This is a genomic window from Mycobacterium paragordonae (assembly GCF_003614435.1).
In the GTDB taxonomy this organism is placed as follows: Bacteria; Actinomycetota; Actinomycetes; order Mycobacteriales; family Mycobacteriaceae; genus Mycobacterium; species Mycobacterium paragordonae.
On sequence record NZ_CP025546.1, the window covers coordinates 374,580 to 399,321 of the forward strand.

A 24,742-nucleotide genomic window follows, 5' to 3' on the forward strand; every position below is an offset into this window, starting at 1 on the left:
CGAGATATGGACCGAGATAGGGACGCAGACCTGAGCGAACCCATGACCATCGCCGTCGAGGCCTACCTCTCGCAGGACTATGCCCGCGCCGAACGAGACAAGTTGTGGCGCAGGGTGTGGCAGCAGGTGGGCCGGGTGGAGGATCTCCCCAGGGTCGGCAGCTACCTGACCTACGACATCCTTGACGACTCGATCCTGGTGGTGCGCACCGGTCCCGACACCTTCAAGGCCCATCACAACGTATGCGTGCACCGCGGGCGCCGCCTCGTTGACACCCCCCTCGGCGCCAAAAATGCTTGCGGACAGAAGAAGTCGTTCGTCTGCGGCTTCCACGGCTGGACCTACGACCAGGACGGCACCTGCATTCACATCCCCGAGCAGGCCGACTGGCAGGGCGCGCTGACCCCGGAAAACACGCACCTGAGCACGGTGAACGTCGACACCTGGGGCGGCTGGATCTGGATCAACATGGACCCCGCCGCCGAGCCGCTGCGCGACTACCTGGAACCGGCCGCGACCATGCTGGATCCGTTCAACCTGCAGGACATGCGCTGCAAATGGCGAAAGTGGCTGCATTTCCAGTGCAATTGGAAGGTCGCGATGGAGGCCTTCAACGAGACCTACCATGTCGCGACCACGCATCCGCAGTTCAACAAGTTCGGCAACTTCCGGGGTTGGGCGGCCGCGCACGGCAAGCACAGCAACATCGGCTACGACGCGCCGACGGACCTGGCCGAGACCAAATCCAAGATCCGGCTCGGTACTGGGGCCGACCCGCGCGTCTCGACCGCCGAGATGCAGCTTTACACCCTCGAGGAGACGAACGCGACCACCACCAGGACGCTGGTCGACGCGGCGGTGCGACTGGTCGACGAACTACCTGAGGACGCACCGGCCGATCAGGTGCTCAGTCACTGGCTGGCGTCGGCACGCAAAGACGACGAAGCGCGCGGCGTGACCTGGCCGACCATTGATCCCGAGCACCTGGCCAACAGCGGAACCGCCTGGCAGATCTTCCCGAACTTCCAGATCGGTCAGGGCATGACCACCGCCCTGTGTTACAGCGCGCGCCCGCACGGCTACGATCCCGACCAGTGCATATTCGAAGCTTCCTGCTACGAGCTTTACCCGAAAGGCGAAGAGCCGCAGACCGAATGGGTGTACGCACCACCGGATGACCCGAACTGGCGCAGCGTTCTGCCGCAGGACTTCTCAAATATGGCCGCGGTGCAGCAGGGCATGAAGTCGTTGGGATTCCGCGGACCCAAACCCAACCCGTACATGGAACGCAGTACCGCAAACCTGCACCACAATCTCGCGAAGTACATGGGGACCGGCGCCCCGCAACATTTGGCAACAGAGACGGAGATGCAACGATGAAGGTCAATCTCGGCTTCGGAGCACACAATTCGCAGGACTGGGAGCGGGTGCTGGACGGAGACTTCAGCCGGCCACCGGCCACCCCGGACTGGGAGTGCGTCCAGGGCACCCTGGCGATCGCCGACCTGGCCGAGCCGCTGGGATTCGACGGCATCTGGATGCCGGAGCACTGCGGCACACCGTATGGCATGACGCCCAACCCGATTCAGGCGTTGAGCTATTTTGCCGGACGCACCGAACGCATCAGCCTGGGCACCTTCGTCGTGGTGGCGCCCTGGTGGCATCCGGTCCGCCTGGCACATCAGATCGCCTACCTCGACATCATCTCCAACGGGCGCTACAACACGATCGGGATCGGGCGCGGAGTGTCCAAGGGTGAGTTCGACGCAGTCGGGGTGCCGCGGGAGGAAAGCCGTCAGCGGTTCAACGAGACGTTGGACATCCTGCAACTGGCGCTGTCGGGTGAGCGGTTCGCCTATGAGGGCGAGATCTTCACGGTGCCGGAGATGTCGCTTCGGCCCGAACCGCGAAGCGGTGACCTGTTCTCGCGTATCTACAGCTCGTCCTCGACGGCAGAGTCCCTGGAAATCCTGTCGCGGCGCGGCATGGTGCCGCTGTTCGTGGGCAACAAGCCGATCGAGGATGCCGGGCGGGAAGTGCAGCAGGTGAACATCTTCCGCAAAGAAGAGGGCCTGCGGCCGTGCCAGCCCAAGAACGTGATGTTCATGTACTGCACGCCGGACGCTCGGGACGCGGCAAAATCCGAGGAGTGGATCTGGACCGCGAACCGCGACGTCACCGTCCACTACGGCTTCGCCGACGCATCGAACTTCAAGGGCGTCAAAGGATACGAAGCGTATGCGGCTCGCGAAGCCACAGCCACCGCCGTGCTGGCCTCCTCCGTGACGGCCGATGCCAAGGGCGCCCCGAAGACTCCCGGGTATCACGCCTCCAACCTGTTGATCGGCACGCCGGAGGAGATCTACCATCGGATCGTCGCGGCCCAGGAGGCCTGCTCGTTCTCGGAGCTGACGATCGTTCCGCAATTCGGCACCATGCCCTACGACGAGGCGATGGACAGCACGCGCCTGTTCGCCGAGGAGGTGTTGCCCGCCGTGCACGAGATGGCCGCACCGCTGCATCCCGCGGCGTTGCCGGAGAACGCATTGGCATGACCGGCATTTCCGACTGCCCGCCCACCACGACGCCGGACGATGTCGACCTGCCCGCAATGCGCGAGAAGTATCGGCAGGAACGCGAAAAGCGCCTGCGGCCGGAGGGTTCTCAGCAGTACATCGAACTGGTAGACGAGTTCGCCGGCTTCTACGAGATCGATCCGTACTCGCCCGATCTGGTTCGTGACCCGATCTCCGCCGACATCGACGTGGCCGTCCTCGGCGGAGGGTTCGGCGGTCTGCTGTGCGCCGCGCACCTGAAGAAGGCCGGTGTGCAAGACGTCCGCATCATCGAACTGGGCGGCGACTTCGGCGGTGTGTGGTATTGGAACCGCTATCCCGGCTTGCAGTGCGACAACGAATCCTACTGCTACATACCGCTATTGGAAGAGCTCAACTTCATCCCCAGTAAGAAGTTCGCTGACGGCACCGAAATCTACGAACACTGCCGGCGTATCGGGAAACACTACGGACTCTACGATTCCGCGCTGTTCTCCACGCAGGTACGGGCGCTGCATTGGGACGACGAGATCAAACGCTGGCGGGTCGGCACCAATCGCGACGACGACATCCGGGCGCGGTTCGTGGTGATCGCCTCCGGTCCGTTCCACCGGCCGAAACTGCCCGGTATCCCAGGCATCAAGGACTTTCAGGGGCACAGCTTCCACTCGTCGCGCTGGGACTACGGCTACACCGGCGGGGACGCCACCGGCGGGATGGACGGGCTGAGTGACAAACGGGTCGCCGTCGTGGGAACCGGGGCGACCGCCGTGCAGATCGTGCCCTTCCTGGGCCGTTATGCCAAGCAGCTGTACGTGTTTCAGCGCACCCCGTCCTCGGTTGGGGTGCGGAACAATACGCCGACCGACCCGGAATGGGTCAAGTCGCTGCAGCCGGGCTGGCAGAAGGAACGCCAGCGCAACTTCCACGCCTGGACATTCGAGGGAATGGCGCCGGGCCAGCCGGATCTCGTTTGCGACTTCTGGACGGAACTGGGCCGCAACACGGCCGCCCGGGTGCTGGCACTGCCCGATCCCGCGGCGATGACCCCCGAGCAATTCATGGCTATCCGTGAGGAGGAAGACTACAAACTGATGGAGCGCCTGCGGCGCCGGATCGAGCAGATCGTCGACGACCCCGAGACCGCCGACGCCCTCAAGCCCTACTACCGGTTCCTGTGCAAACGCCCGTGCACCAACGACGACTACCTCCCGACGTTTAACCGACCGAACGTGACACTGGTCGACGTCTCCGGCACCAAAGGGGTGGAGCGGGCGACGGCAAAGGGGTTGGTGGCCAACGGGATCGAATACGAAGTGGACTGCATCATCTACGCCAGCGGGTTCGAGATCACCACCGAACTGCGCCGCCGCTACTCCATGGAGACGATCGAAGGTCGCGACGGGTTGTCGCTCTTCGACTACTGGCACGACGGATACCGGACGTTGCACGGAATGACGAGCCGCGGTTTCCCCAATCAGTTCTTCACCGGCTTCACCCAGGTCGGGATCTCGGCGAACATCGCGGCGAACTACGAATTGCAGGGCGAGCACATCGCTTACATCATCGCCCGGGCCCTCGAGCGCGGCGCGACGACGGTGGAGCCCAGCCAGGAGGCACAGGACGGGTGGTGCCGGACCATCCGCGAGACCGCGATCGACAACAGCCAGTTCGACTTGGAGTGCACGCCAGGCTATTACAACAACGAAGGCGGCGGGACCGAGGGAATCCGGTCGCACCTCGGCGAACCGTACGGGCCGGGCTTCTACGCCTTCGGTGACCTGCTCGCGCAGTGGCGGGCCAACGGTGATCTGGACGGCCTCGAGCTGAGATGACCGAACTCAGATACGACAACCGGGTCGCGGTGATCACCGGCGCAGGCCGGGGCCTCGGCCGCGCGTATGCCCTGATGCTGGCGGCCCGGGGCGCCCGGATCGTGGTGAACGACACCGGCGGCACGCTGACCGGTGACGGCACGAATACCGCCCCGGCACAAGAGGTTGCGGCCGAGATCACGGCCGCCGGCGGCGACGCGGTGGCCAGTTGTGAGTCGGTGACCACCGCCGCGGGCGGGCAGGCGATCATCCAGACGGCGCTCGATCACTTCGGGCGGGTCGACATCCTGATCCACAATGCCGGCACGGTGCGGCGTGGTTCGCTGAAAGAGCTGAGCTACGAGGATTTCGACGCCGTCCTGGACGTACACCTCCGCGGTGCGTTCCATGTGCTGCGTCCGGCCTTTCCGTTGATGTGCGCCGCCGGTTACGGCCGCATCGTGCTGACCTCCTCGATCGGCGGTATGTACGGCAATCAGGGCGTCGCCAATTACGCTGCCGCCAAAGCCGGTCTGATCGGTCTGTCCAACGTCGTCGCACTCGAAGGCGCGGCAGAGGGTGTGCTGTGCAACGTGATCGTCCCGTCCGCGGTGACGAGAATGGCCGAGGGCCTGGATATTTCGGCCTACCCCCCGATGGGTCCCGAACTGGTGGCGCCCGTGGTGGGTTTTCTCGCGCACGAATCCTGCTCGGTCAGCGGTGAAATGCTGGTCGCGATCGCGGGCCGCGTGGCCCGCGCGGTGATCGCAGAGAGTCCCGGCGTGCAGCGGCTGGCGTGGACCATCGAGGATGTCGCCGAACAGCTCTACGCGGTGCGAGACCTCAACGCACCGCTGGTCTTCCCGGTGCTCCCGCACGGGCATGCCGATCACATCCGGTACAGCTTCGAGTCAGCGGCGTGGGCGATCGAGGAGAATGCCCACCATGTCTGAGTCAAAGCCCGGTCCGCTGGCGGGCGTGCGCGTCGTCGACCTCACCGCCATGGTTATGGGCCCCTACTGCACCCAGATCATGGCCGACATGGGCGCCGACGTCATCAAGATCGAGCCCCCACAGGGCGATGACACCCGCTACGTCTCGGTCGGCCCGGCGCCGGGGATGAGCGGCGTCTTCGTGAACGTCAATCGCGGCAAGCGCGGCGTCACTCTGGACCTGAAGTCCGAAGCCGGCCGAACCGCCCTGCAGGCCCTCATCGAACGTGCCGATGTCTTCATCCACTCGATGCGCGCCGCGGCGATCGGCCGGCTCGGACTGAGCTACGCCGAGGTCGCCGCCATCAAACCGGACATCGTGTACACCAACTGCTACGGGTACAGCCGGCGCGGTCCCAAGCGGGACCTGCCCGCCTACGACGACACCATTCAAGCCGCCTGCGGGTTGCCGTCCGTGCAGCAGCAGCTGACCGGCGAAGCCAACTATGTAGGGACGATCGTGGCCGACAAGGTCGCCGGCCTGACCGCGCTCTACGCCACGATGATGGCCCTTTTCCATCGGGAACGCACCGGTGAAGGGCAGGAGGTGGAGATCGGCATGTTCGAGGCCATGGCCTCGTTCATGCTGGTCGAGCACGCCAACGGCGCGATGTTCGACCCGCCCCTGGGCCCCGCTGTCTACCCGCGCACGGTGGCGCCCAACCGGCGGCCGTACCGCACCAGCGACGGTTACGTCTCGGCCCTGATCTACAACGACAAACATTGGGCCGCCTTCACCGATGCGGTGCGACCGGAATGGAACAGCGAGCGGTACGCGACGCTGGAGGGCCGGGCGCGGCAGATCGACACCGTGTATGCACTGCTCGCCGAGACGTTCGCCCAGCGCACCACCCGGGAATGGCTGGACCTGCTCCGCGAGCTGGAGATACCGGCATCGGCGCTGTCGTCTCCGGCGGCGTTGTTCGACGATCCGCAACTGGACGCCGTGGGTTTCTTCGAGACCGTGGACAGCCCCCATGGACCGGTGCGCTTCCCGGGTGTTCCGACCTGGTTCTCCCGTACTCCCGGCGGGGTCGCGGGGCCGGCTCCGGACCTGGGCGCACACACGTCCGAGGTGCTCGGCGAATTGGGCCTGAGCTGGATCGAGTCCGGCGTCGACGGGGTAGCCACCGAACCGGTGTGAGCGCCACCCGCTCCGGTCTGCCACCTGCACCGCGGCCGAGCGGACCGCTCGGCAAATCCGTTGCGGTTCTTCGGTAATTCCGCGTGTCGCACCCCGATTCTGAGCGCGTCGCCCCTAAACTTTCTCGGATCAAGAGGAGGGGCAGCGACGTATCGGCATCAAATTCGGCGCCGGACGAGGACGTGGTCAGGGCGCGCTGACAGCGAAAACCGAGCCGGGCGGAAAGAATCCCGCACCGGCACGTTCTGCACCCAAATCGCGCTGGGTTGCTCCGTTACGGCGCGCCGGTCGGCTGGCGGCATGGGACCGGGGGGACCGGCCTAGCGGCATTCCCGCGCTGGACGGCCTGCGTGCCATAGCCGTAGCTCTGGTTCTGGTCGGGCACGGCGGTGTTCCCGGCGTCAGCGGTGGGTTCATCGGCGTCGACATCTTCTTCGTCCTCAGCGGATTCCTGATCACCTCGCTGTTGCTCGATGAATTGGGGCGCGCCGGTCGCATCGATCTCACCGGCTTCTGGATCCGGCGCGCTCGCCGCCTGCTGCCGGCGCTGGTGCTGATGGTGCTCACCGTGGGCGTGGCCCGCGAATTTCTGCCCTACCAGTCTCTCGACGGCCTGCGCGGCGACGCGATCGCCGCCTTCGCCTGGGTGGCCAACTGGCGATTCGTGGCTCAGAAGACCGACTACTTCACCCAGGGTGCGCCGTCGCCGCTGCAACACACCTGGTCCCTCGGGGTTGAGGAGCAGTACTACATCGTCTGGCCGGTGTTGCTGATCGCGGTCACGCTGTTGCTGGCCGCGCGGGCCCGGCGCTACTTCGCCAAGATCACCGTCGGCCATGTTCGATTGGCCGCCTTCGTCATTGCCACGTTCGGTGCGATGGCTTCGGCCGCTGCCGCCATCGTCTTCACCTCCGACAGCACCCGCGACCGGATCTACTTCGGCACCGATACCCGCGCCCAGGCCCTGCTGGTAGGTGCCGCGGCATCGGCTCTGTTGGTCAGGGACTGGTCGGCGCTGAACCGGGGATGGTGTCTGATCCGGACCCGCTGGGGACGCCGCGTCGCGCGTGTCCTGCCGGTCGCCGGGCTGGCCGCGCTGGCGGCGTTGACTCATTACGCCACCGGCAGCGCGGGCGAGTTCCGGCACGGTCTGCTCATCGTCGTGGCCGTTGCCGCAGTCCTGGTGGTTGCCCCGGTGGCACTCGAGCAGCGCGGAATAGTGGCGCGCGCGTTGGCCTGGCGCCCGCTGGTGTGGCTCGGCGCAATCTCCTACGGCGTCTACCTCTGGCACTGGCCGATCTTCCTGGTGTTCAACGGCGAACGCACCGGATGGTCGGGGCTCGGCCTGTTCGCGGCCCGCTGCGCGTTGACGGTGGCGGTGGCCGGGGTGTCCTACTGGGCGATCGAACAACCCATCCGGCGGTGGCGGCCGCAACGCGTGCCGCTGTTGCCGCTGGCCGCAGCGACCGTCGCCAGCGCCGCGGCGGCGACGATCATGGTGGTGCCGGTCGGAACCGGGCTCCACGAGGTGGGTCTACCGCCCGGCGTCTCTGCGGTCGCGGCGGTTTCCCCGTCGCCCCCCGCGGCAAACCTCCCCGCGCCAGGTCCGCGAGATCCCAACGCGCCGTTCACGGTTTCGGTATTCGGCGATTCGATCGGCTGGACGATGATGCACTACCTACCGGCCACGCCCGGATTCCGGTTCCTCGATCACACCGTTATCGGATGCAGCCTGGTGCGCGGCACGCCATACCGCTACATCGGTCAGACCTTGGAGCAGCGCCCCGAATGCGACAGCTGGCCCGGACGCTGGGCCACCCAGATCGCTGCCGACCGCCCAGATGTCGCGCTACTGGTCATCGGCCGCTGGGAGACGGTCGACCGGGTGAACGAGGGCAAGTGGACCCACATCGGCGACCCGACGTTCGACGGCTACCTGAACTTCGAATTGAACCGGGCACTGGACATCGTGGGATCGACCGGAGTGCGGGTGCTGGTCGCCACCGTGCCCTACAGTCGCGGCGGCGAGAAGCCCGACGGACGGTTGTACCCCGAGGATCAGCCCGATCGGGTGAACCAGTGGAACACCATGATGCGCAACGCAATTGGTCAGCGTCCGAACGTCGGCATCGTCGACCTCAACAAAAAGCTCTGCCCGGACGGCGTTTACACCGCCAAGGTGGACGGCATCAAGGTGCGCAGCGACGGCGTGCACCTCACCCCGGAAGGGGTCAAGTGGCTGTTGCCGTGGCTGGAGGAGTCGGTCCGCTAGCCGGTCCAGCAGCTGAGTTCCATGCTGTCGGTTGCCCGCACCGGGAAATTGAAGCTCACGAAACCGTTGCCCGGGTCTCGCACGTAGTCCAGATACGGCCGCAGATCCGGCGATTCGGTGTTATCGGCGACCACCACCGCGCCGGACGACAATGCCGGCTGCAGGAGTTCGATCACCGGCAGGTACAGGTCTTTCCATCCGTCGAGCAGGACGAAATTCACCGGACGATCCAGCCCGGCCAGAGTGGACAGCGCGTCTCCGGCCAACACGGTGATCACGTCGTCCAGGCCGACCTCGGCGAAGGTTTGTTTCGCCGCAGCGATTTTGGTGTCGCTGAGCTCGGTGGTCACCACGTGTCCGATGCCGTTGTCCCGCACCGCCGCCGCCAGGTGTATCGCTGAAATGCCGAATGACATACCGAATTCCACCACCGTTTCCGGGCGGGTCGCCCGCACCAGCGCATACAGCAGTTGGCCGGCCTCCGGCGTCACCGGGATGAAGAACTCGCTCATCGCCGCGGTGCGCTCGACTGCCGTCATCGGCCGGTCGAAATCTGCACGCCTTTCTTGCAATAGCGACATCTGGTCCTGGGAGGCGGTGTACATCCGCTCGAGCGTCGAAGCGACCCGGGAGTCCTGGAGAGTGTTTGCCATACCGCCGACATTAGGCGCTCCCGGACGACCGCGTTTGACGTGCTGCGATCCCAGTGCCAACATGGGAGGCTGCAAGCACCTCGGTAGGTGAGGCGTCTGCACGGATACAGGCCACTGACCCCGAACGTCGAAAGACGCCCCGGGTCAGGACAGCTCTTCCCGGCTTAAGGGTTGAGCCCAAGTGGCTTCCGGTCTCCCGGCCGGATACGCCGTGCAGTGCCAAAGCTCCGACGAGAGGGGTGCGCCCGACGACCATGTCGGGCATTCGCTTCTCTCGTTGGTGCTTCTCTCTGTGGTGGAGTGGTGACACCCGCGCGTGTCCCGGCTGTGAGGAGGTGAGGGCGTGATGAGTACTAGTCCAGGCGATAGTCCGTATCTGAAATCCATCCTGTCCCGATCCGGCTCCGGCATGTCCGCCGGCTGACGCCGCGCTGCGCTGCTTGACGCGAGCCGGTCGGGCTCTGAAGTCAGGAGTAGTGCAATGACCAGGATCACCTCTGTTTTCCGGCGCTGCGCGCACATGTTCAAGACCTCGCTGCACATGACCGCGCAAGAGCGAGCCGACGCCTACGTGGGACGCAGCCCCATCGCGGTGCTGGCATGACCTCGATCTCCACCCACCCGTCAGCGCTGCCGGCGGCACCCGAGCCGGTGGTGCTGGATGGTGCGCACGTCGGGGACATCGTCGGTGCCTTCGGCCGCATCGGCCGTGACGGCGACGTGGGCGGACGATGGCGCCGGTTGCGTACCCTGCTCGTCATCAGTGGTCCCGGCCTGATCGCGATGGTCGGCGACAACGACGCCGGCGGCGTCGCGACCTACGCGCAGGCCGGGCAGAACTACGGGATGGCCCTGCTGTGGACGCTGGCACTGATGGTCCCCGTGTTGTACGTCAACCAGGAGATGGCGCTGCGGCTGGGTGTGGTGACCCGAGTTGGGCACGCCCGGTTGATCTTTGAGCGATTCGGCAAGTTCTGGGGCGCGTTCAGCGTCGGTGATCTGCTGCTGCTCAATGCACTGACGATCGTCACCGAGTTCATCGGGGTGTCCCTGGCGCTCGGGTTTCTGGGTTGCCCGAGGGCCGTCGCGATCCCGGCGGCCGCCGTGCTGCTGTTCGCGGTGGTGGCCGGCGGCTCGTTCCGGCGCTGGGAGGCGCTGATGTTCCTCCTGATCGCGGTGAACGTGGTGATCATCCCGATGGCGCTGCTCGTCCATCCGACCTGGACCGCCACGGTCGACGGGCTGGTGCCGCAGTTTCCGGGCGGGCTCAACTCCACGGTGCTGCTGCTGGTCGTCGCCATCGTGGGCACCACCGTGGCGCCCTGGCAGCTGTACTTCCAGCAGTCCAATGTGGTGGATAAGCGCATCACCACGCGCTGGATCCCTTATGCGCGTGCCGATTTGGCGCTGGGCATCGTCATTGTCGTGGTAGGTGCGACGGCGCTGATGGCCGTGACCGCGTTCGGCTTGGCGGGAACCGCCGATGCCGGCAACTTCACCGACGCGGGTGCCGTGGCCGCCGGTTTGGCAACCCACAGAGGCCGGACCGTCGGGATCCTGTTCGCGATCGTGCTGCTGGACGCATCGCTGATCGGCGCCAACGCCATCGGTCTGGCCACCACGTACGCCGTCGGTGACGCCCTGGGCAAGCGGCATTCGTTGCATTGGAAAATCACCGAGGCTCCCTGGTTTTACGGCGGCTACGCGCTGCTGCTCGCGGTTTCGGCTGCCGTCGCGTTCAGTCCCGACCACGTGTTGGGGTTGATCACGCAAGGTGTGCAGGCGCTGGCGGGCGTGGTGCTGCCTTCGGCAACGGTCTTCCTGGTGCTGCTGTGCAATGACCGCGCGCTGCTCGGGCCGTGGTCGAACACGTTGCGCCAGAACATCGTTGCGTGGACGATCGTGTGGAGCCTGGTGCTGTTGTCGCTCGCGTTGACGGCGGCGACCCTGTTTCCGCGCTTGTCGACGACAACCATCGGCATCGGCTTGGGGGCCGGGCTGTTGCTCGGCGTCGTAGTCGGTGCCGTCGGGGTCCTGACGAACCGGCGGGACCGCGCTCCACGGCTGACTCGCGCCGAGCGTGTACGGCACCTGAATGATTGGCACACAACGAATCTTGCCGCGCTCGAACGTCCGGTGATGTCGCCGACGCGGCGCGCCGGCCTGTTCACCCTGCGGGCCTATCTGGTGGTGGCGGTTGTGCTGGTGGTGGTCAAGATCGTGCAGACCGGCCTGGGATGACGTCGAGCAATTGCAGGTCGGCGACGTACTTGTCGATCAGCGTCGCCGACAGGTGCGGAATGTCGTTGTCGACACCGATTTTCGCGTTGCGCACGGCGCCACGGAACACCTCCGTGGGCGCCGGCGCACCGGGTAGCGCATCCTGCGGTATGCGGTAGGCGTCCAGGAGCGGCAGCAACGAGTATTGACGTTGCTTGTCCGGCAAGGCACGCAGCGCGGTCTCGAAACGCCCCAGCCACTCGTCGTAGTCCGCAATCCGATGTATGTCGTTGCCGGCGTCGATCAGCCAGTCCACGAACACGTCCAGGGAGATGCCGTCGTCGTGCGGGTTCATCACATCGAAGGAACGGAACACCGGGGCGGTTTCGGTCGCCGTCAGCTCACCCAGCGTGGCGACGGCTTCGGCGACGAAATCGGCGGGCAGCCCGTCGTAGTGGGCTCGGGGGCGGCTGCCGTCCGCCCGGTAGAAGCTGTCGGGCGCGATACCGGCGACGAGCAGGCTGAAGATCAATCGTGTGAACGCATCTGGGACATTGAGCTGACCGGCGAAGTAGCTGTGGGCGAGAATCATGTCGGAACGGAACACGGCAACCGGCAGGCCGCACAGGTCGTGTGCGTAACGCAACAGCACCTCACCCGCCCACTTGCTGTTCGCATACCCGTTGGCGTAGCTGTCGTCGACGGGGCGGGTGGGGCTGACGGCACGGATATCGCCGTCTTCGGTGAACGCGTCGACGGACATGGCGACCGCCACGGTCGACAGGTAAGTGATCGGTTTGACGCGTCCGCTGATGGCGAGCCGGATCAGCTCGGCGGTACCCACCACGTTCGGCCCGAACAACTGGTCATAGGGCAGGACGTGGTTGACCAGCGCCGCCGGATGCACGATCAGATCGACGCGCTGCGCCAGCTGATGCCAAATCTCCTCGCTGAGACCGAGATTCGGCTCACCGATGTCGCCGACGATGACCTCGAGGTGGTCAGCGGCCAAGGTCTGGAACCGCTGCAGCAGCTGCGGGTCGCCGGAGTGGAAGACGTCTTCGAGGCGCCGGTAGGCGGCCTCCGGGTCCGTGCCGCGCACCAGGCACAGCAGACGTCCGCCGGTTTCATTGAGCCGCTCCAGCCATTCGAGTGCGAGGAAGCGGCCGAGATAGCCGTTGGCGCCGGTCAATAGCACCGTCCGCGGTGTCCCCGTCGTCCGGGGTAGCGACGCCGCGGCGGACAGGGTGGCGGCATCGATGAACTTGTCCAGTGTCAGGTCGGCCGCGCGGACCTGGGACGCGCCGCGGCCGTGCACGGTGGTAAACGACGGACGTTGGGAACCGGATTCGCGGCCCGCCTCGATGTGGTCCGCGATGAGTCGCAGCGAGCTGGTGGGCCCGATGATCAGCGCCACGGGTACCTCGACGTCGAAGATGTCCTGCAGCAGGTTGGCGAAAGTCAGCGCGGACAGGGAATCTCCGCCGAGATCCATGAAGTGTTCAGCCGGATCCGGAGCTCCACCGACCAGACCTAGCAGTGCTTCGGCGGCGTGCGCCACCGTGTCGATGACGGGCCGATCCGCCGCGCCGTGCCGTAGCGAACGCAGTTGCGCGTCCCGGGTGTCGGCCAGCTGTGCGTAGAGCTGCTCCAGCTCGTCGCCGTAGCGCTCTTTGAGCTTCGGCCGCAACAGCTTTCCCACGCCGGACAGCAGCCCGTTGTCGGTGCTGAACGGCTCACGCTCGATCAGGAACTCCGCGGGCACCTCGTATGACTGCAGCTCGGCGAGTTTGGCTGTCTGGCGCAGGGATTCGCTCAGCGCCGCTCTGATGGCGGCGTCGTCGTCCGGAAACCGGCCGAGTGCCTCGTCGGTCGGCACGACAACGGCGAGAAGATAGGGACGTTCGCTGTTGCCGTAGACGAAGATCTGCCGGATCAGGGGGGCGGTGGCGAAGATCGCCTCCAGGCGGGCCACTGCGACGAACTCGCCCTGCGCCAGCTTCAGCACGTTGTTGCGCCGGTCGACATAGGTGAGTCGGTCGGGCCCGATCTGTGCCATCACGTCACCGGTGCGGTAGTAGCCCTCGGAGTCGAAGGCGGCGGCTGTGACATCGGGACGCTGGTAGTAGCCCGACATGGCGGTCGCCGACTTCACCAGCAATTCACCACGCGGATAAGGCCTGTCGGTGCGGAAGTAGCCGAGTTCCGGAACGTCGACGAGCTTGTAGTCGATCACCGGCGGTTTCGTCACGAGGCCGTCCTTGGTGACCATGCCGACCTCGGTCAGGCCGTAGCCGTCCAGAAGATGTACGCCCAAACAGGTTTCGACGAATGTTTTCATCTCGGCGGCCAGCGGCGCGGTGCCGGTGAAGCTGGTGAGGACGCGTCCACCGAGCACCTGCTCGCGCAGTTCGACGTGTGCCTGCGCCTCAGCCTCGGCGACGGACATGCCGTCGAAGACGCGACGGTCGACCGCGCTCTGGTAGCGCTGGTACAGCATCTCCGCCACTCGGGGCACCAGGCCCATCTCGGTGGGCCGCACCAGATTCCAGTCCTCGAACAGGGTGGACAGATCACTCTCCGGCACGAAATAGCTGGTGCCGCCGGCCTGGAATGCGGTGGACAGCGGGATCCGGCCCCCGAGGTGGTTCAGCGGCATGAAGTTCACGTTGAACACCGGCACGTCCTCGCGGTCCGGCATCAACTCGTTGGTCCATATCTTCGCCACCATGCGCTCGGAATACATTGCGCCCTTGGGTAATCCGGTGCTGCCGGAGGTGTACATGATCATGGCCAACCGCTGGTCGTCACCGCCGGTGTACGTCGGTTCGGGCGGCAGGGTTCGACCGCGGGCGATGACGTCGTCCAGGGTCTCGATGTGCACCGTCATCCCGGCGGCGGCCAGCTTCTGTTGCGCCCGGGCCAGACTTTCGCGCTGGTCGTCGATCTCGGGTCGGTAGTCGAAAACCACGAGCCGGCACACCGAATCGGCGCCTATCGCGGCGTCCACCGCCAGGTCGAGGTAGTCGGCGCCGGCGGCGAGGATCTGCGGTTGTACCTCGGCGAGAATGGGCTGCAACCGCGAGGCTGTGGTGTTGTGCTGCAGCGGCACCGCGACCAGTCCGAGGTATCCACTGACCAGGTCGATGGTCAGGTAGTCCACGCTCGCGAAACCGACTGTGGCCACGAAGTCGCCCGCTGCGGCCGGGTTCTCGGGGTCGCCTCGCCAGGCGGCGGCGATGGCCGCAACGTTGGACCACAGTTCGCGGTAGGTGATGGTGTCAAACCGGGGCAGCAAGGTGCCGACGGTGCGGCCGGTTTCGGGATCGTTCGTCAGTCCGCGTGCCCGCCAGCCCATCGCGGGACGGTCGGCGTAACCCCGCACCAGCGTCTCGATCACCTGCGGCAGCCGCAGCCCGGGTTGCCGCGCGGCGGCCCGGACGGCGGCATCGGGTCGGGCCTGCCGGAACTGGTCGTCCTCGGCGAACAACTGGGCGAGGCGTTCCTCGTGCGGACTGCTCATGGTCAGCCTTTCGTTCCGGACACTCCCAAGGGGCAACCGGCGGACTGCTGACCATCTTCCGTCCCGCGAGTGTGACCGTCGCCACACTAAGGGCGGGAACCAGAACCAGGCCCGGATCAGGCGACGAGGATCAAGCTACGACGTCGATCGGATCGCCGATGTTCACCTGGTTGAAGTACCAGGCGGCGTTGTCCGGGCTCAGGTTGATGCAGCCATGGCTGACATTGGCGTAGCCCTGCGAATTCACCGACCACGGCGCCGAATGTACGTACACGCCACTCGATGTGACGCGCACCGCGTACTGCGCGGTGATCAGGTATCCGTCCGAGGAGTTCAGCGGGATACCGATGGTCCGCGAGTCCATCACGACGGTGCGCTCCTTCGACATGGCGTTGAAGTTGCCGATCGGCGTGGGGCGGCTCGGCTTGCCCATCGAGGCCGGCATGGTGCGCAGCACCTCGCCGTTGCGGCTGACGGTGAACGTGTGAGCGGAGATGCTGGCAACACCCCTTGTCCCAGGGCCGGTTTCAAATTCGCGCGTCCCGCCCGGCTGGACGGGGGCCGGTGTGAGGGTGCCAGGCTCGGCAGGGACAGGCGCGGGGGCGGGGTCAACAGGGCCTTCCGGGTCGTCCAGCGCCTGGACTCCGACCGAGACATGCGTATTGGGTGGCCAGTACCCGTCCGGAACCCATTGCACGACGTTGCTGTTCGTCCACTCATAGTGTCCGGGGGTATGGCTCGGCGAGGTGACGTGGATGGCCCGCTCGGCGGCGCGGCGATTGCTGACAGGCGCGGTGAAGGTCACCACCACGGGGTGCGCGATACCGACCACGGCGCCATTAGCCGGCAGGATGGAAGCCAGTCCGGGAACGGGCCCGGGTGCCGAGATAGCGGCAGTGCTGGTAGCGGCTGACCCGGTCACGGCCATCAGCGCGCTCGCCACCACAACAAACAGATTACGAACCGCTCGACGCATGGCCTTCACCCTCCGGGACGGTGCGATAAACACGACTCCTCATCCTAGTGGTTATCCGGCGGACGGGGGCCATAGCAAACAATTCCAGCCCAATTCCGGCATAGCCGGGGTGCCGCGAACACATCAGACTGGTCTGCCCGGGGTGGACGCGTTAGCCTCAGCGGGTCGTGCCCACGGCCCCAGGAGGTGCGGGTGCTCTTCCGCCAGCTCGAGTACTTCGTCGCGGTCGCCCAGGAGCGCCATTTCGCCCGCGCCGCCGAAAAGTGTTATGTCTCGCAACCTGCGCTGTCGGCGGCCATCGCCAAGCTGGAACGAGAACTCAACGTCACGCTGATCAACCGCGGGCACAGCTTCGAAGGCCTGACGCCCGAGGGAGAGCGGTTGGTGGTCTGGGCCAAGCGAATTCTTGCCGAACACGACGCCTTCAAGGCGGAAGTGCATGCGGTGCAGTCCGGCATCACCGGGACGCTACGCCTGGGCACCGTGCCGACGGCCTCGACGACCGCGTCCCTGGTGCTGTCGGCCTTTTGCTCGGCACACCCCTTGGCAAAGGTGCAGATCAGCTCCCGGCTGGCCGCGACCGAGCTGTACCGGCGGCTGCACGAATTCGAACTCGACGCCGTCATCGCACACCCGGCGGATGCAAAGGACAGCCAGGATGTAGCACTCGTGCCGCTGTACGAGGAGCAGTACGTGCTGCTGTCGCGGTCGGACATGCTGCCGCCCGGCGCGGCCACCCTGCGCTGGCCGGACGCGGCACAGCTGCCGCTGGCACTGCTCACGCCGGATATGCGCGACCGCCAGGTCATCGACGCGGCCTTCGCCGACCATGACATCACCGTCCACCCGCAGGTCGAAACCGATTCCGTCGCTTCACTGTTCGCGCAGGTGGCGAACGGCAACTGGGCCACCATCGTGCCGCACACCTGGCTGTGGATGACGCCGACGCGGGGTGAGATCCGGGCCGTCGAACTCGTCGATCCCGCGCCCAAGGCGTTGATCGGGTTGGCCACCAACGCATCTGGCCCGGGGTCGCCGGTGGCGCGGGCACTGGTCGCCTCGGCGCAAAACCTCGGTCTCGACGAATTCTTCGCCGCGCAGCTACGCAGTCTTACCCATTAGGACTTTGCGGCGCTCCGGGGATTGAGACTGGCAAGATGCCCGCTCTCCACTCCGGCGGCCGGGTCGAGTTGGCAGTCGATGAGCGCGGGTGCGCCGGACGCGAGTGCCTCGGACAGCGACGCCTCCAGTTCGGCCGGTGTCGTGACGTGATATCCCTTGCCGCCGAACGCTTCCGCGAGTAGTTCGTGACGTGCGCCCGCGTTGAGCACCGTGGGCGCCGGGTCCGTCCCCGGCACCGATTCGTCGCCCCGGTAGACGCCGCCGTTGTTGAGGATGACGACGGTGACCGGCAGCCGGTAGCGGCAGATCGTTTCGATCTCCATGCCGCTGAAGCCGAATGCGCTGTCGCCTTCAATGGCGACCACGGGCCGGCCGGTCTCGACCGCCGCGGCGATGGCGTAACCCATGCCAATGCCCATCACGCCCCACGTTCCGGTGTCCAGGCGGTGGCGCGGCAACTCCATGCCGATGACGTTGCGGGCCAGGTCCAGTGCGTTGGCTCCCTCGTTGACCACGTAGACGTCCGGATTCCGTTGCAGTAGCGTGCGAATGGCGCCGAGCGCGTTGTAAAACCGCATGGGGTGCGGATTTTCGGCCAGCCGCTCGGCCATCTTGGCGTCATTGCGGGCCTTGCGTTCGGCGAGTTCGGCGGTCCACGCCGGTGGCGCGCTGATCGGGTGGGCATCCAGACCGTCCCGCAGCGCCGACAGCACCGATTCGATGTCGCCCGCGAGCGGTGCCTCGATCGGCTGGTTGCTGTCGAATTCCGCGGGCGCGATGTCGATCTGGATGAACTTGGTGCCTGACGACCATTGCGGCGATTCACCATGTCCGAGTAGCCAATTGAGTCGGGCGCCGACCAGCAGCACCACATCGGCGCGGGAGATCGCCAGCGACCGGGCGGACGCGGCCGATTGCGGATGCGAGTCCGGTAGCAGGCCTTTAGCCATCGACATCGGCAGGTAGGGCAATCCGGTGCGTTCGACGAATTGCCGAATCACGTTGTCGGCCTGCGCGTAAGCGGCGCCCTTGCCCAACACGATCAGCGGTCGTTCCGCGCCGGCCAGCAGATCGAGTGCCCGCTCGACCGCGTCGGGCGCCGGCAGCTGGCGGGGGGCAGGATCCACCACGCGCCACACCGAAGCGGCCGCCGCGGACGTTTCCATGGCCTGTCCCAGCACCTCGCCCGGGATGTCGAGGTAGACACCGCCCGGCCGGCCCGAGATTGCCGTGCGAATCGCCCTGGCGACCCCACGCCCGATGTCCTCGACCCGCGCGATCCGGTAGGCCGCCTTGACGAACGGCCGCGCCGCGTTGAGCTGGTCGATGTCCTGGTAGTCACCGCGTTGCAGGTCGACCACCGCCCGACCGCTGGACCCGGAGATCTGGATCATCGGAAAGCAATTCGTGGTGGCGTTCGCCAGCGCGGGCAGGCCGTTGAGGAATCCCGGACCCGAGGTCGTCAGGCACACGCCGGGGCGCCGGGTCAGGAATCCGGCGGCAGCCGCGGCGTTGCCGGCCGAGCCCTCGTGGCGGAAGCCGATGTACCTGATCCCCGCGTCCTGCGCGGTGCGTGCCAAATCGGTGATCGGGATGCCCACGACCCCGTAGATGGTGTCCACATCGTTGGCCTTCAGCGCATCCACCACCAGGTGAAAGCCGTCGGTCAGCGGTTCGGTCATGGTCGCTGCCCCTCTCTTGGCTCGTGTCCCGGCACTCACTGTTGTCCGCTTCGGCTGCCGTGTCCAAGACCGCGTCGCTATCCGGTGATTCACGCTGCTTATCGACTCTTAGCGGATCGGTATTGGACAGCGGTTATCGGCACCGGCAGGGTTCTGGGTAAGCCCGGACAAAGGAGCGTCTGATGACTTCCGTGCAGGATTCACGTGTCACCGATCTGATCGAGGCGGCAGCCACCCACGCGCCGGATGCGCGGGCGCTCATCGTCACTGCAGACCGCGTCCCGGTCACCTATGGCGAACTGCTCGGTCTGGCCGACGATCTGGCCGCCCAACTGACCCGGGCGGGCCTGCGGCCGGGAGACCGGGTCGCCTTGCGCGCGGGCAGCAACGCCGAGTTCGTCGTCGCGCTGCTTGCGGCGTTGCGGGCAGGCCTGATCGTGGTCCCGTTGGACCCGGCGTTGCCGGCCGGGGATCAACGCGCGCGCAGCGAGGCGGCGGGGGCCCGGGCCGTGCTGGTCGACGGCGAGGGATCCGAATGGTGGCCGATTGCCGTGACCGTCGAGAACGGCGGCTGGACGGCACATCTCAATGCCTCCACCGAGCCAGGACCGGCGACCGACTCGCCGCAGGGTCTGCGCGATGACGACGCGATGATCATGTTCACCGGCGGCACGACCGGACTGCCCAAGATGGTGCCTTGGACGCACGACAACATCGCACGCTCGGTGCGGGCCATCATCGCCGGTTATCAGCTGGGCCCGCGGGACGCCACGGTCGCGGTGATGCCGCTTTACCACGGCCACGGGCTGATCGCCGCCCTGTTGTCGACCCTGGCATCCGGCGGCACGGTGTTGTTGCCCTCCCGGGGACGGTTCTCCGCGCACACCTTCTGGGACGACATCGACGCGGTCGGCGCGACCTGGTACACGGCCGTGCCGACGATCCATCAGATTCTGCTGGAGCGCGCCGCCGCGGCGACGGCTCAAAGCCACCGAGCGACAATGCGTTTCATCCGCAGTTGCAGTGCGCCGCTGACGCCCGAGGTGGCCCGGGCGCTGCAGAGTGAGTTCTCCGCGCCGGTGCTGTGCGCGTTCGGGATGACCGAGGCCACTCACCAGGTGGCCAGCACCGGTATCGACCAGGAGGTCAACCCTGCGGTCTCGACCGGTCTGGTGGGCCGCTCCACCGGGCCGCAGATCCGCATTGCCGGCAACGACGGGGCGCCGGTCGAGACGGGTGCCGTCGGCGAAGTGTGGCTGAGAGGCCCCACCGTGGTTCGGGGCTATCTCGGTGACCCGAAGATCACCGAGGCGAACTTCACCGACGGCTGGTTGCGCACCGGTGATCTGGGGACGCTGTCGGAGGACGGCGACCTCAGCATCCGCGGGCGGATCAAGGAGCTCATCAACCGGGGCGGGGAGAAGATTTCGCCCGAACGCGTGGAAGGAGTGCTGGCGACTCACCCGAAGGTGTTGGAAGTGGCCGTTTTCGGGGTGCCGCACCCGATGTACGGCGAAGCCGTCGCCGCTGTCATCGTGCCGCGGGGTGCGGCCCCGGGTGCCGACGAGCTCACCGAGTTCTGCCGGGAACGGTTGGCGCCCTTTGAGATTCCCGCGACGTTCGTGACGGCTGAGGAGTTGCCGCACACCGCCAAGGGCTCACTGGACCGCCGTGCGGTGTCGGCCCGGTTCGGCCGGGCCGGCCAGGAATGACGGTGCCGGCAGATCAAACCGTCGTCGTCACCCGGGCGGCAACGGATTCGGGAATCGATTCGTAGCGGGCGAACGACCGGGTGAACGACGCGGCACCGTGCGCCAGGGAGCGGAGATCGATGGCGTAGCGGGTCAATTCGACCTGCGGCACTTCGGCCTTCACCAGCGTGCGCTCGTGGCCGGCGGTGTCGGTTCCGAGCACCCGGCCCCGGCGGCCGGACAGGTCACCCATTACGGCGCCGACGTAATCGTCGGGCACCAGCACCGAGATCTCGTCAATCGGTTCCAGCAGGATCACTTTCGTCGCCGCCGCGGCTTCGCGCAGCGCCAGCGAGCCGGCCATCTGGAACGCGAAGTCCGAAGAGTCGACGCTGTGTGCCTTCCCGTCGAGCAGGGTGACGCGGATGTCGACCATCGGATAGCCGGCGTGCACACCCTTCTCCATCTGCGCCCGGACGCCCTTCTCCACGCTGGGGATGAATTGGCGCGGGACCGCGCCGCCGACCACCTTGTCCACGAATTCGAAGCCGGCGCCCTCCGGTAGCGGCTCCGCCTCGATGTCGCACACCGCGTACTGGCCATGGCCGCCGGACTGCTTGACGTGGCGCCCGTGCCCTTTCGCCTTGCCGCCCAATGTCTCTCGCAACGGCACCCGCAATTCGACGGTGTCCACGGTGACGCCGTAGCGGTTGGACAGCGCTTCGAGCACCACGCCGACATGGGCCTCGCCCATGCACCAGAGCACCACCTGGTGTGTCTCCGGGTTTTGTTCGATCCGCAGGGTGGGGTCCTCGGCGGCCAACCGGCCCAACCCGACCGACAGCTTGTCCTCGTCGGTCTTGGCGTGCGCCTGGATGGCGACCGGTAACAGCGGTTCGGGCATCGTCCACGGCTTGAGCACCAGCGGTTCGGCCTTGTCCGACAGCGTGTCGCCGGTCTCGGCCCGGCTCAGCTTGCCGATCGCGCAGATGTCGCCGGCCACCACGGTGGACGCGGGCCGCTGCTGCTTGCCGAGCGGGAACGACAGCACCCCGATGCGCTCGTCTTCGTCGTGGTCGGGGTGCGTGCTGCCGTGCCCGTTATTGCCGTTACCGAAGAACGACGAAAAGTGCCCCGACACATGGACAGTGGCGTCCGGCTTGATGGTTCCGGAGAACACCCGGACCAGGCTGACCCGCCCGACGTACGGGTCCGACGTCGTCTTGACCACCTCGGCCAGCAGTGGCGCGTCGACGTCACACGCCAGTTCCTCGTGCGTGGCGCCCTGCGGCGTGAAGACCTCGGGAAGCGGGTGTTCGCGCGGGGACGGGAAGCCCCGGGTGGCGACCTCCAAGAGTTCATAGGTGCCCACGCCGGTGCTGCTGCACACCGGGATCACCGGGAAGAACGACCCGCGGGCCACCGCCTTCTCGAGATCCTGGATCAGGATCGATTCGTCGATCGCCTCACCGCCGAGATAGCGCTCCATCAGCGACTCGTCCTCGGACTCCTCGATGATGCCTTCGATCAGGCTGCCACGGGCCTCCTCGATCCGGTCGGCTTCGGACGCGTCGGGCGCCGACTCGGTGCGTTTGCCGTCGGAGTAGTTGTACTGGGTTTGCGACAGCAGCCCGATCAACCCGTCACCGGCCGGCAGGTACAACGGTAAAACCTTGTCGCCGAACGCATTCTGGGCGGCATCGAGCGCCTCGGCATAGTTGGCGCGGGCGTGGTCGAGCTTGGTGATGACCACCGCGCGGGGCATTCCGACCTGGTTGCACTCCTGCCACAGCGACTTGGTGGGCTCGTCCACACCTTCATTGGCGGCGATGACGAACAGGGCGCAGTCGGCGGCGCGCAGTCCGGCGCGCAGCTCGCCGACGAAGTCGGCGTACCCGGGTGTGTCGACCAGGTTCACCTTGATGTCGGCGTGCGACAGGGATGCCACCGCCACACCGACCGATCGTTGCTGGCGGATCTCGGCGTCGTCGAAGTCGCAGACCGTGCTGCCGTCGGTGACCGACCCGGGGCGGGACAGCACCCCGCCCGCGACCAGCAGGGCCTCGACCAGGGTGGTCTTGCCGCCACCGGACGGCCCGACCAGGACGACGTTGCGGATACCGTCGGGACCGGTTGCGGTGGGGGCCGTACCCGCGCCCGGGGATCCACTCACTCTGTCGGCCATGACAATCCTCCAGTTCTCCCGGGGTGCCGCCGACTCCCGTACGCGGCGTGATCCAGCCCACAGGACGCACCAGCAACCTTTCCCCCAACCGCGGCCCAGCACAAGGGTGGGCCGACGGCCGATATCAGGCGTGCCAGCCCGACCAACGGGTCGCGTTGACGGCGATCACCGGACCGTCCAGTGGAACTGATTGGTATTGCGGGTATTTCGCGCGCAGCAACTCATAGCCGGTGCGTAGCGCGTCGCCCTCGGCCGCGATGGTCGCGGTGCCGTCCACCCGAACCCACCACAACTGCGCCCAATCCGGCGCATAGTGATCGGCCAGCAGGCTGACGGCCGGGTTGCGTTCGATGTTGGCGAGCCGGCGCAGCCGTTTGGTGGTCTTGGGCTTGGCATCGACCGCGGTGTAGATCATGTCTCCGTCGACCGCGAATACCACCGGCACCAGGTGCGGGGTGCCGTCGGGCGTGACGGTGGCCAGTCGCGCTACGGGCGATGCGGCGAACAGGGCCCGGATGTCCACGCAACCAGCCTAGAACCGGCGCCTTCGCCGGTGCTGCCGGTGATGTAAGTCACCACCGGCCTTTCCGATTAGGCCGTCGGCGGGTCCGTCGGCTTAGGCTTCATTTAACTCGGTGCCCATTTGAGCCGGATGTGATCCAGCATTTCGCCGAATTGGTGCCTGACCACCGATTAAATGGGTATCTGGATTACGGTGGTAAGGACAACGGAGCCGCCGCCCGGACCTTACGGCTGGGACTTGATTTTTCACTGAAGACTATTTACCCGACGCAGGAGGTATACCGGATGAGCAAATCGCGCCACCGTTCATTCAGGTGGTCATGGCTGGTTGCCGTCATGGCCGTCGTGGGAATGGTCTCCGGCCTGGGTCTGGCGACTCCGCCGGCGCCCGCGCAGGCCGCGCCGTACAAGCAATTCCCGTCGGTCCCGCTCGACCCGTCGGCGCTCGTCGGACAGGTGGGGCCGCAGGTGGTCAACATCAACACGAAGCTGGGCTACAACAACGCGGTGGGAGCCGGCACCGGCATCGTCATCGACCCCAACGGCGTCGTGCTGACCAACAACCACGTCATTTCGGGCGCCACCGACATCAGCGCCTTCAGCGTCGGCGACGGACGCACCTACGGCGTGGACGTGGTCGGTTATGACCGCACCCAGGACGTCGCGGTGCTGCAGCTGCGCGGCGCGGGCGGCCTGCCTACCGCTGCCATCGGCGGCGGCGTCAGCGTCGGCGAACCGGTGGTCGCCATGGGTAACACCGGCGGCCAGGGGGGAACCCCGCGCGCCGTGGCCGGCAAGGTCCTCGCCGTCAACCAGACCGTCCAGGCCTCGGACTCCCTGACCGGGGCGGCCGAGACCCTGAACGGACTGATCCAGTTCGACGGCGCGATCCAGCCCGGCGATTCCGGCGGACCGGTGGTCAACGGCGCCGGCCAGGTGGTCGGCATGAACACCGCGGCGACCGAGAACTTCCAGATGTCACAGGGCGGACAGGGCTTCGCGATTCCGATCGGAACGGCGATGGGCATCGCCAACAACATCCGGTCCGGCGGCGGGTCGCCCACCGTGCACGTCGGCCCCACGGCCTTCCTCGGCCTCGGCGTCGTCGACAACAACGGCAGCGGCGCGCGGGTCCAGCGGGTCGTCGGCAACGCTCCCGCGGCGGCCGCCGGGATCTCCAACGGCGACATCATCACCGCACTCGACGGCGTGCCGATCAACTCGGCCACCGCGATGTCCGATGCGCTCAACGGACACCACCCGGGTGACATGGTCTCGATCAGCTTCACCTCCAAAACCGGTGTTGCGCGCACCGAGAACGTCACCCTGGCGGAGGGCCCCCCGGCCTGATCAAACCAATTCGTTTGGGGTAGGCCGTGATTCACCGTCGG

Annotated in this window: 17 protein-coding genes and 1 riboswitch; of the genes, 11 read left to right on the plus strand and 6 right to left on the minus strand. The window is 66.6% G+C overall.

Annotation, left to right across the window (positions count from 1 at the left end; all coding sequences use genetic code 11):
• Positions 1 to 6 precede the first annotated feature (6 nt).
• The 6 genes from C0J29_RS01750 to C0J29_RS01775 all read left to right on the plus strand — a co-directional run bounded on the left by C0J29_RS01750 (position 7) and on the right by C0J29_RS01775 (position 8,777).
• Positions 7 to 1,380 carry an aromatic ring-hydroxylating oxygenase subunit alpha gene (locus tag C0J29_RS01750; protein WP_120791351.1) on the plus strand — a complete coding sequence of 458 codons (1,374 nt, stop codon included), beginning with the start codon at positions 7 to 9 and terminating at the stop codon, positions 1,378 to 1,380.
• A complete protein-coding gene (locus C0J29_RS01755; RefSeq protein WP_120791352.1) occupies positions 1,377 to 2,555 on the plus strand; it encodes an LLM class flavin-dependent oxidoreductase in 1,179 nt (392 codons plus the stop codon). Before C0J29_RS01750 ends, C0J29_RS01755 begins: the two co-directional genes overlap by 4 nt.
• Positions 2,552 to 4,390, plus strand: coding sequence for a flavin-containing monooxygenase (locus tag C0J29_RS01760; protein WP_065048190.1), 1,839 nt, complete (start codon positions 2,552 to 2,554; stop codon positions 4,388 to 4,390). The genes C0J29_RS01755 and C0J29_RS01760 overlap by 4 nt, the downstream gene beginning before the upstream one ends.
• On the plus strand, positions 4,387 to 5,322 hold the full coding sequence (locus C0J29_RS01765) for an SDR family NAD(P)-dependent oxidoreductase (protein ID WP_120791353.1): 936 nt from the start codon (positions 4,387 to 4,389) through the stop codon (positions 5,320 to 5,322). The genes C0J29_RS01760 and C0J29_RS01765 overlap by 4 nt, the downstream gene beginning before the upstream one ends.
• A complete protein-coding gene (locus C0J29_RS01770; RefSeq protein ID WP_120794491.1) occupies positions 5,315 to 6,505 on the plus strand; it encodes a CaiB/BaiF CoA transferase family protein in 1,191 nt (396 codons plus the stop codon). Before C0J29_RS01765 ends, C0J29_RS01770 begins: the two co-directional genes overlap by 8 nt.
• A 196-nt stretch (positions 6,506 to 6,701) precedes the next feature.
• Positions 6,702 to 8,777, plus strand: coding sequence for an acyltransferase family protein (locus C0J29_RS01775; RefSeq protein WP_120791354.1), 2,076 nt, complete (start codon positions 6,702 to 6,704; stop codon positions 8,775 to 8,777).
• On the opposite strand, the gene C0J29_RS01780 is transcribed toward C0J29_RS01775, so the two are convergent.
• Positions 8,774 to 9,430 (minus strand): O-methyltransferase, encoded by a 657-nt coding sequence (locus C0J29_RS01780; protein WP_120791355.1) that lies wholly within the window; start codon positions 9,428 to 9,430, stop codon positions 8,774 to 8,776. The genes C0J29_RS01775 and C0J29_RS01780 overlap by 4 nt on opposite strands.
• A gap of 72 nt (positions 9,431 to 9,502) precedes the next feature.
• Positions 9,503 to 9,676, plus strand: a riboswitch (M-box (ykoK) riboswitch).
• Positions 9,677 to 9,911: 235 nt separating this feature from the next.
• Here C0J29_RS01780 and C0J29_RS34305 point away from each other — a divergent pair.
• Positions 9,912 to 10,034, plus strand: coding sequence for a hypothetical protein (locus C0J29_RS34305; protein ID WP_277950733.1), 123 nt, complete (start codon positions 9,912 to 9,914; stop codon positions 10,032 to 10,034).
• Entirely contained in the window at positions 10,031 to 11,671 is a 1,641-nt protein-coding gene (locus C0J29_RS01785; RefSeq protein WP_120791356.1) for an NRAMP family divalent metal transporter, read from the plus strand. Before C0J29_RS34305 ends, C0J29_RS01785 begins: the two co-directional genes overlap by 4 nt.
• Here C0J29_RS01785 and car read toward each other — a convergent pair.
• Positions 11,643 to 15,173, minus strand: coding sequence for a carboxylic acid reductase (gene car / locus C0J29_RS01790; RefSeq protein WP_162951372.1), 3,531 nt, complete (start codon positions 15,171 to 15,173; stop codon positions 11,643 to 11,645). The two genes, C0J29_RS01785 and car, sit on opposite strands and share 29 nt — an antisense overlap.
• Positions 15,174 to 15,303: 130 nt before the next feature.
• On the minus strand, positions 15,304 to 16,149 hold the full coding sequence (locus C0J29_RS01795; RefSeq protein WP_120794493.1) for a L,D-transpeptidase: 846 nt from the start codon (positions 16,147 to 16,149) through the stop codon (positions 15,304 to 15,306).
• A 192-nt stretch (positions 16,150 to 16,341) separates the two neighbouring features.
• Here C0J29_RS01795 and C0J29_RS01800 point away from each other — a divergent pair, with 192 nt between their 5' ends.
• On the plus strand, positions 16,342 to 17,271 hold the full coding sequence (locus C0J29_RS01800) for a LysR family transcriptional regulator (RefSeq protein ID WP_120794494.1): 930 nt from the start codon (positions 16,342 to 16,344) through the stop codon (positions 17,269 to 17,271).
• Here the strand turns inward: C0J29_RS01800 and oxc are convergent.
• Positions 17,268 to 18,953 carry an oxalyl-CoA decarboxylase gene (gene oxc, locus C0J29_RS01805; RefSeq protein WP_120791357.1) on the minus strand — a complete coding sequence of 562 codons (1,686 nt, stop codon included), beginning with the start codon at positions 18,951 to 18,953 and terminating at the stop codon, positions 17,268 to 17,270. The genes C0J29_RS01800 and oxc overlap by 4 nt on opposite strands.
• Before the next feature lie 182 nt (positions 18,954 to 19,135).
• Here oxc and C0J29_RS01810 point away from each other — a divergent pair, with 182 nt between their 5' ends.
• A complete protein-coding gene (locus C0J29_RS01810; protein ID WP_120791358.1) occupies positions 19,136 to 20,665 on the plus strand; it encodes a FadD7 family fatty acid--CoA ligase in 1,530 nt (509 codons plus the stop codon).
• 13 nt (positions 20,666 to 20,678) lie between these two features.
• Here C0J29_RS01810 and C0J29_RS01815 read toward each other — a convergent pair whose 3' ends face one another.
• Together C0J29_RS01815 and C0J29_RS01820 are read right to left on the minus strand one after the other, a co-directional pair.
• Positions 20,679 to 22,829 carry an elongation factor G-like protein EF-G2 gene (locus tag C0J29_RS01815; protein WP_120791359.1) on the minus strand — a complete coding sequence of 717 codons (2,151 nt, stop codon included), beginning with the start codon at positions 22,827 to 22,829 and terminating at the stop codon, positions 20,679 to 20,681.
• A 124-nt stretch (positions 22,830 to 22,953) separates the two neighbouring features.
• Positions 22,954 to 23,352, minus strand: coding sequence for a TIGR03668 family PPOX class F420-dependent oxidoreductase (locus tag C0J29_RS01820; protein ID WP_120791360.1), 399 nt, complete (start codon positions 23,350 to 23,352; stop codon positions 22,954 to 22,956).
• A 284-nt stretch (positions 23,353 to 23,636) separates the two neighbouring features.
• Here C0J29_RS01820 and C0J29_RS01825 point away from each other — a divergent pair, with 284 nt between their 5' ends.
• Positions 23,637 to 24,701, plus strand: a complete 1,065-nt coding sequence (locus tag C0J29_RS01825; RefSeq protein ID WP_065048449.1) for a S1C family serine protease — start codon at positions 23,637 to 23,639, stop codon at positions 24,699 to 24,701.
• Positions 24,702 to 24,742: the final 41 nt, after the last annotated feature.

What these genes read in the sequence shown, in the direction of transcription:
- C0J29_RS01750 (WP_120791351.1), top strand. Translation starts at nt 7, where the DNA reads ATGGACCGAGATAGGGACGCAGACCTGAGCGAACCCATGACCATCGCC.
- C0J29_RS01755 (WP_120791352.1), top strand. Translation starts at nt 1,377, where the DNA reads ATGAAGGTCAATCTCGGCTTCGGAGCACACAATTCGCAGGACTGGGAG.
- C0J29_RS01760 (WP_065048190.1), top strand. Translation starts at nt 2,552, where the DNA reads ATGACCGGCATTTCCGACTGCCCGCCCACCACGACGCCGGACGATGTC.
- C0J29_RS01765 (WP_120791353.1), top strand. Translation starts at nt 4,387, where the DNA reads ATGACCGAACTCAGATACGACAACCGGGTCGCGGTGATCACCGGCGCA.
- C0J29_RS01770 (WP_120794491.1), top strand. Translation starts at nt 5,315, where the DNA reads ATGTCTGAGTCAAAGCCCGGTCCGCTGGCGGGCGTGCGCGTCGTCGAC.
- C0J29_RS01780 (WP_120791355.1), bottom strand. Translation starts at nt 9,430, where the DNA reads ATGGCAAACACTCTCCAGGACTCCCGGGTCGCTTCGACGCTCGAGCGG.
- C0J29_RS34305 (WP_277950733.1), top strand. Translation starts at nt 9,912, where the DNA reads ATGACCAGGATCACCTCTGTTTTCCGGCGCTGCGCGCACATGTTCAAG.
- C0J29_RS01785 (WP_120791356.1), top strand. Translation starts at nt 10,031, where the DNA reads ATGACCTCGATCTCCACCCACCCGTCAGCGCTGCCGGCGGCACCCGAG.
- car (WP_162951372.1), bottom strand. Translation starts at nt 15,173, where the DNA reads ATGAGCAGTCCGCACGAGGAACGCCTCGCCCAGTTGTTCGCCGAGGAC.
- C0J29_RS01795 (WP_120794493.1), bottom strand. Translation starts at nt 16,149, where the DNA reads ATGCGTCGAGCGGTTCGTAATCTGTTTGTTGTGGTGGCGAGCGCGCTG.
- oxc (WP_120791357.1), bottom strand. Translation starts at nt 18,953, where the DNA reads ATGACCGAACCGCTGACCGACGGCTTTCACCTGGTGGTGGATGCGCTG.
- C0J29_RS01810 (WP_120791358.1), top strand. Translation starts at nt 19,136, where the DNA reads ATGACTTCCGTGCAGGATTCACGTGTCACCGATCTGATCGAGGCGGCA.
- C0J29_RS01815 (WP_120791359.1), bottom strand. Translation starts at nt 22,829, where the DNA reads ATGGCCGACAGAGTGAGTGGATCCCCGGGCGCGGGTACGGCCCCCACC.
- C0J29_RS01825 (WP_065048449.1), top strand. Translation starts at nt 23,637, where the DNA reads ATGAGCAAATCGCGCCACCGTTCATTCAGGTGGTCATGGCTGGTTGCC.